4 protein-coding genes and 2 pseudogenes are annotated in these 6,868 nt (G+C 67.6%); 2 read left to right on the top strand and 4 right to left on the bottom strand.

All coding sequences use genetic code 11. The features are described 5' to 3' along the window. Window positions 1-532: 532 nt before the first annotated feature. Window positions 533-1,399, top strand: a complete 867-nt coding sequence (gene ltrA, locus ACFWIC_RS40300) for a group II intron reverse transcriptase/maturase (RefSeq protein ID WP_380522113.1) — start codon at window positions 533-535, stop codon at window positions 1,397-1,399. Window positions 1,400-1,415: 16 nt separating this feature from the next. Here the strand turns inward: ltrA (ACFWIC_RS40300) and istB are convergent, their stop codons facing one another. Continuing rightward, on the bottom strand, window positions 1,416-2,207 hold the full coding sequence (gene istB / locus ACFWIC_RS40295; RefSeq protein ID WP_380522111.1) for an IS21-like element helper ATPase IstB: 792 nt from the start codon (window positions 2,205-2,207) through the stop codon (window positions 1,416-1,418). 136 nt (window positions 2,208-2,343) lie between these two features. On the opposite strand from istB, the gene ACFWIC_RS40290 reads away from it, so the two are divergent. Further along, window positions 2,344-2,613, top strand: a complete 270-nt coding sequence (locus ACFWIC_RS40290) for a hypothetical protein (RefSeq protein ID WP_380522109.1) — start codon at window positions 2,344-2,346, stop codon at window positions 2,611-2,613. Between the two features lie 6 nt (window positions 2,614-2,619). Here ACFWIC_RS40290 and ACFWIC_RS40285 read toward each other — a convergent pair. The 3 genes and pseudogenes from ACFWIC_RS40285 to ACFWIC_RS40275 all read right to left on the bottom strand — a co-directional run. Then, window positions 2,620-3,705: pseudogene (locus tag ACFWIC_RS40285) on the bottom strand (IS21 family transposase); the annotation flags it as partial. 76 nt (window positions 3,706-3,781) lie between these two features. After that, window positions 3,782-5,611: a group II intron reverse transcriptase/maturase gene (gene ltrA, locus ACFWIC_RS40280; protein WP_380522107.1), complete on the bottom strand. Its 1,830-nt coding sequence runs from the start codon at window positions 5,609-5,611 to the stop codon at window positions 3,782-3,784. Window positions 5,612-6,250: 639 nt separating this feature from the next. Further along, a pseudogene (locus ACFWIC_RS40275) lies at window positions 6,251-6,643 on the bottom strand (IS21 family transposase); the annotation flags it as partial. Window positions 6,644-6,868: the final 225 nt, after the last annotated feature.

The following is a 6,868-nucleotide window of genomic DNA, read 5'->3' as shown; positions in this document are numbered from 1 at the left end:
TCAGAATGGCAAGAGCCGTGTAAAGGGAGACCTTTAAGCACGGTTCTGTGAGAGCCGGGGGGTGAGATTCCCCCCGGCTACTCGGCAGACCGTCGTGGTGAGCGATGAGGAAAAGGCGCCCGTGAGGCGTCAGGTGGGGATCAGGAAGACGAACGCAAGTGAATCGTTGCTGACGTGTCGAAACAGATTCAGACGACATCAAAACCGGGGTGTCAAGCGGATCCCGGGAAAAGCCTGGCGGGAGTTCCGCTTACTGGCCAGGCGGTGTCCGGCATGTAGACGACGTGAGCCTGATCTGCGGCTTCCGGGTGGAACAGGAGAAGGCGTGCCCGGACAATCTCTGCCCCATGCGGGCAGGGGATAGGGAGACTCCCAAGCGGTGATCCCGCGAGGGATTGAGTACCGTCGCCGGGCACGCCGGCGGACCGGCTCGTAGTAGCGGTGATGCCTCTGTAACGGGGGCGGAGCGAAGGGGCCGGGTTGTCCGTGGCTGGTTTGTTCGATCAACCGGAAGTACTTCGGGAGGAGTCGCGTGAACAAGCTGAAAGCATCAGACAAGCCGTTCGAGATTTCGAAGCGGGCTGTCTGGGAGGCGTGGGAGAAAGTCAAGGCGAACAAGGGCGCACCCGGAGTGGACGGGCAGACGATTGCGGAGTTCGAGTCCGATCTGAAGAACAGCCTGTTCAAGATCTGGAATCGGATGTCGTCGGGATCGTACTTCCCGCCACCGGTGCGCGCGGTGGAGATCGAGAAGGCGCATGGCGGCACCAGGATCCTGGGTGTGCCGTCCGCCGCCGATCGGATCGCGCAGACAGTCGTGGCCCAGGAGCTGGAGGCGAAGGTCGAACCGATCTTCCATCCCGACTCCTACGGCTACCGACCCAAGCGCTCCGCACTCGACGCGGTGACGGCCTGCCGACAGCAGTGCTGGAAGACGGACTGGGTGATCGATCTGGACATCCGGAAGTTCTTCGACAGCGTGCCGTGGGACTTGGTCGTCAAAGTTGTAGAGGCGAACACCGATCTGCCATGGGTGGCTCTGTATGTCAGGCGGTGGCTGGAAGCGCCCTTGATGCTGCCCGATGGCTCGATGCAGATCCGAGACCGAGGTACCCCGCAGGGTTCCGCGGTCTCGCCCGTACTCGCAAATTTGTTTCTGCACTACGCGTTCGATGCGTGGATGGCCCGGGAGTTCCCCGGTGTCGCCTTCGAGCGCTATGTGGACGACGCGGTGGTCCACTGCGTCAGCGAGGGCCAGGCGCGCCATGTGCTCGCGGCTCTCCAGAGGCGGATGCACGAGGTCGGGCTGGAACTGTGTCAAGGGACAGTAGGAGTTCCCCGCTCGCGGACAGTTGATCTCCCCACTGGCGGACGTGGAAAGTCCCCGGTGGACAGTTGATCTCCCCGCTTGTGGGTCAGCCGAGCGGGACGACGCCTCGTCCGGTGGTGGCCTCGGCGAGGCGGTGGCTGTCGCCCTGCGTGACGACGACGTGGGCGTGGTGCAGGAGCCGGTCGACGGTCGCGGTGGCGAGGGTCTTGGGCATGATCTCGTCGAATCCGGACGGATGAAGGTTGCTGCTGACGGCCAGACTCCGCCGTTCGTAGGCGGCATCGACCAGGCGGTAGAAGCCTTCGGCGGCGTCGGGCGAGACCGGGAGGAGCCCGATGTCGTCAACGATGATCAGATCGGTTCGGGTGATCCGGGTGATCGCCTTCGAGACAGAGTCGTCGACGCGGTGACGGCGGATCAGGGCCCCGAGGTCCTCGATGGTGAACCAGGCAACCGTCATCCCGGCGTCGACCGCCGACTGGCCGAGCGCCTCGCTGAAGTGCGACTTTCCCGTGCCGGAGGGTCCGATGACGCAGAGGTTCTCGCGTCGGCCGACCCACTCCAGGGTTCGCAGGGCGGACTGCGTGGGGACCGGGATCGAGGACGCCTCCTCGTTCCAGATGTGGAAGGTCTTGCCAGTCGGGAACGCCGCGCGGGTTCGACGGGTGCGGAGGTTGGCCGCGTCGCGGCCGGCGGCCTCCTCCGCGAGCAGGGCCCGCACGATCTCCGCGGGATCCCATCGCTGGGCCTTCGCGGTCGGGATGATCTCGGCCATCGCCCGGCGGATGTGCGGCAGCTTCAACCTGCGGGTCAGCGCGATCGCCTCGTCGAACGCGGCGCCGGACGTCGCGGCGACCGCGGAGGCGGGTGCTTGCATGCGCGGCCGCGTTGCGGCTGCTTGGGCAGGACTGTCGTTCATGAAACAGGTGCTCTTTCCAGGTCGGGGCCGACGTCGAGTGCCCGTCGGCCGAGGTGGTGGATTTGCTGTCATGGGCGTCGGATAGGTTGCCCGGATGACTGACACGGACCCGCTGGTGCCCGTCCTTGCCGGACTCGTCGTCGACGTCGTCCGGTTCCTCGACAGCTGCGAGGACGACGAGGTCGACCCCGACTCCGCGGTGAAGATGATGGAGAGCGTGAGCTGGGTGCTCGGGCAGTTGCCGCAGGGCCAGCTCGAGCGGTTCCTGACCGTGCTCGCCGACTTGGCCGAGGCCGAGCAGGACCCGGGTCGGCGGGAGTTCCTGGAGAACTTCCCGGTCGCCAGCGGCCTGGTCGAGGAGTAGGAGGGCTCAGGCCGAGCCGAAGCCTGACCAGGCGGAGGTGCCCGGCTGCAGGCTGTGGTCCTCGCTGCGGCGGATCGGCTCTGCGCGGTCGTGCTCGCCCTGGTGGCCCACGATCGACAGCAGGTCGCCGTCGGCGAACCGGCCGACCGTCGCCGCAGTGCCCAGCGCGCGGTCGATGTCGGCGGTTCCGTAGAGCTTGGCGAGCGCGACCGCGTCGGCCATCTTCGCCCTGATCCGGCGGACACCGGTCGCCGCCGCCTCGACCAGCCAGGCCGCCGCCCCGGGGCCGATCGCCAGGAACTGGGCCTCGGCCGGGTTCGTCGGCTTCGGCGTGCGCTCGCCGCGCGGGGCGTCGGGGTAGTGCTCGTCGGCGATCCGCGGACTGCCCGGCGCGGAGCGAAGGTGGCGGGCGACCTCGACCGCGCTGCCCGCGGCCATCGCGGTGACGATCAGCTCGTCGCCGTGGAAGCGGACCCAGACCCGCTCGTCGACGAGCTCGTGCGGGACCGAGTAGCGGACCGACTCGACCGAGATCGTGGAGTCCTTGCCGACCCGGCGGGTCTCGCCGAACGCGGCGGTGAACGGCTGCTCGGGCACCGGGTGCAGCCGCAGCCGTTCCTCGGCCAGCAGCTCGGCGGGGATCCTGCGGGTCTCGCGGTGGATCCGGCCGTTCACCTCGCTCATGAAGTCCTCGCAGGCCTGCTGCAGTTCGGCGAAACCGCCGTAGTCGGTCCGGAGGTTGACCGCGGTGGGGACCAGGTCCCGCTTGGCGATCCTCACCGTCGCCTCCGTCCCGCCCTTCGAGGCCGGGTCGGCCGGCATGCACGACCTGACGACCGTGCCGTAGTAGCGGGCGATCGGCACCAGCTCGGGGTTGCGGACCGCGATCCGGGCCACGTGCTCGACCGTGACGGTCTTCTCGTTGTCGGTCAGGCAGTAGGTCGGGACCCCGCCCAGCGTCCGGAACGTCGCGTCCAGGCAGGCCGCGACTGTCGGCAGGGTCTTGTCCAGCACCGGGATGACCACCCGAAACCTCGACCAGGCCAGCCACGCGCACCACAGGCTGGTGCGTCTGCCGTCGATGCGCGGGCCTTGTCGGGTAGCGGGGACGCATTGCTGCGTCCCCGCCCCCTCAGAACCGGGCGAGCGGGTTTCCCCGCACCTCGGCTCAAGCAAGCCCCGAGGGCATTGCGGTGGATGGAACCGAACTCCTGCGCTGCCGGACCATCAGGCTCCGGTTGCAGGAGGCGTGAACGAGGCGCGTTCGATTCCCGTCCGATCGGCCGTCCCGCCCATGGTGGGTGAGATAGTCGGCGGCGATCGCCCGTTTGACGACGTTCAGCCACCACCGCTCCCAGTCCCGAGGGGACCGCGGGGGCTGGTGGGGGCTGAGCAGGTGGTCTCCGCAGAGCAGGCACCGACCGCCCTGCTCGGAGAGCAGGCGCAGGTTGTAGCCGTCCAGCGGAGGGGGCACCTTGCGTCGTCGGGCGGCCCAGTAGTCGGCCAGGTCCGGGTCATCCGGGGATGCCCGACCGGTCACCAGCTGATGCCGGACGATGGTGGTCCAGGAGAACTTGGTCAGGAAGGTGATGTCCCCGCGATCGTTCACGCTGTGATCGCGGGCACCGAACACCCACCAGTCGTTCCTGAACCGGTTGAACCGGCCGAAGTAGCGGCGAGCAATCCACTTCTTCGACTTGTTGGGATGGCTGTGGCAGGCCCACCGGTAGGTGAGTTGCCACGTGTAGTGGTCCAGCCTGCTGAACAGCGCACTGGACACCACCCCCCGGTAGTAGGCAGCCCAGCCCCGGATGATCGGGTTGAGCTTGGCGATGACCGCCATCGCGTTCGAGCCGCGCAGTGCACGCACCTCGTCGGCGAGCCTCTTCCGGATGCGCCTGACCGCGTCCTGGCACGGTGTGATCAACAGCTTGCCGGGCCGATCCCCGCGCCGGTACCGGCGCAGGTTGAACCCCAGGAAGTCGAAGCCCTCTTCGAGGTGGACGACCTGCGTCTTGTCCTCGTTGAAGACCAGCCCCCGGGGCGCGAGCCATTCGGCGAGCCGTGCCTTGACCTGCTGGGCCTGCTGTTCGGAATGACAGCAGACCACCAGGTCATCGGCGTATCGGACCAGGATCGGGGAGTTCGCCTTCGCGATCCCGGCGTGAACGCCGCGCTCGCGGTAGCGGACCCCTGCGGCCTCCTCCAGGCCGTGCAGGGCCACGTTCATCAACAAGGGGCTGACCACGCCGCCTTGGGGAGTTCCCTCCTCAGTGCGGACGAGCATGCCCTCCTCGACCACCCCGGCCTTCAGCCAGCCCCGGATCAGATCCCTGGCCGGGAACGAACCGAGGCTCTCCAGGAGCCGGACATGGTCGATCTTGTCGAACGCGGCCGACAGATCGGCGTCCAGAATCCACACCCGCTGGGTCCGGGACCCTTTGAGCGCGTTGTAGAGGGCGCCGATGGCATCGGCACAGCTTCGACCGGGACGAAATCCGTAGGAGCGGGACTCGAACCGGGCTTCCCACTCGGGCTCCAGCGCGTTGCGGACCCGTGCCTGGTGGCACCGATCCATGATCACTGGGATGCCGAGCGGACGCTGCTTGCCGTTGGCCTTCGGGATGAACACGCGTCGAACCGGAACCGGGTCCCAGGTCGAGCGGTCACGGTGCACTCGCTCCGCGACCTCCGCCCTGGACTGCGACGACAAGGCGACCTCGCCGTCGATCCCGGCCGTCCGACGCCCGGTGTTGCGCTGGGTCACCTGTCGCACGCTGATCAGCGTGTTCGACCATGAGCCCAGCATCATCTTCTGCAAGGACCGGACGCGGGCCCAGTCCTCGTTCCGCGCCGCCTTGAAGATCCGGTGCCGCAGCCTCGTTACGTTCTCCTCGTGGTGCCGCCAGACGACGGCGTCCCACTCCAGACCGCCCTCGGGTCCGTTCACCTCAACGGTGTCCAACTTGTCCCTCAGTTCGCAAGGTCGCAAGACCATCTGTTCAAAGGCTCACCTGCCCACGTCAGCACCCTTTCGGGCCCGGTCGCAGGACCGGCATCCGGTCGGTTCCCCGCGGCGGCCGCCTGGAGCGACGGCCCGTTGCCGCGAGTCCCGTCGCCTTTCGGCTACCGGCATCTGCTTCTTGGGCATCCTGTCCCGCCGGGGGCTTCCGCCCCTCTTGCGATCGGCCTACCGGGCCGGATGACCGGCTCGGACCCCGACGGGGTTTCCACGTTCCGCGTATGTGAGATGCGACCGGGGTGGGTGCCTCCTAAACCCCGGGGCCAGCGGTGTTCACGCAACCTCTGGGGACGCTGAGGTCGCCGCTTGCCGCCTCCACCAGCGGCCAGGCCCTATCACCTGGTGTCCTTCCCGTCTTCCAGGCTTGCGATGACGAGGTGTCATCAGAGGTTCACTCACGTTCACCCGTCCGGTCTTCCCCTTGCCCGGTTGCTCCCCCGGACAGAACGGGGGCCCTTGGGCGTCTTCCTCAAGCTCCGCACCCCCGGCAGGCAGGACCTGCGGACGCACGTTGAGGAGGGGACCGATCTCGAACACTGATCAGGAACTACGCAACCGGCATTGCCGGCCTCCAATCTGCGAGTTCACTCGCCATACGCGACTTCGTGTCGCACCGCCCCAGTCCCACTGCAGCCACATCGCCGGCTCGGGTATCCACGGCCGGAAGACCCTGCGGTTCCCGGCCCGGTAGGACTCCTTCGCCGCCGCGACGGCCCGACGGGTCGTGCGGTCGGTGCCGGTGAAGCCCATCGCGGCGATCTTCTTGTGAACAGCGTCGGCGCCGACCCTGCCGCGGGACCGCTCGACCAGTTCCTCGACCTTCGGCAGGAAGTCGTCGATCAGCTTCGACCGCACCGCCCGCTCGGTCGGGTCGACCCCCTGCCCGCGCAGCTGCACGTAGCGGCGCACGGTGTGGTGGTCGCAGCCGGCCAGCTCGGCCGCCTTCCGGTAACTCCCGGTGAGGTCGTACGCCTCAAGAATCTCCATGATCTCCTCATCGCTCTTCACCCTGCCCACTGTGCGTGATGGGCTTGATGGGTCTGCGGGGAGATCAGCTGTCCGTCACCGGGGAGATTTCATGTCCACCAGCGGGGAGCCCAACTGACCGCCAGCGGGGAGTCTGCCGTGTCCGCTGACAGAACTGCACCCGGACAAAACCAGGATCGTGTACTGCAAGGACAGCAACCGGCGCGGCTCCTACGAGCACACCGAGTTCACGTTCTTGGGGTTCAC

This window comes from Kitasatospora sp. NPDC127035, assembly GCF_042726075.1.
Taxonomy (GTDB): Bacteria; Actinomycetota; Actinomycetes; order Streptomycetales; family Streptomycetaceae; genus Kitasatospora.
The sequence above is the reverse complement of the archived record's forward strand: the minus strand, read 5'-3'. Positions and strand labels throughout refer to the sequence as shown.

Coding starts and splice junctions, on each gene's coding strand:
- ltrA (WP_380522107.1), bottom strand. CDS start 5,611: ATGGTCTTGCGACCTTGCGAACTGAGGGACAAGTTGGACACCGTTGAG.
- ACFWIC_RS40290 (WP_380522109.1), top strand. CDS start 2,344: ATGACTGACACGGACCCGCTGGTGCCCGTCCTTGCCGGACTCGTCGTC.
- istB (WP_380522111.1), bottom strand. CDS start 2,207: ATGCAAGCACCCGCCTCCGCGGTCGCCGCGACGTCCGGCGCCGCGTTC.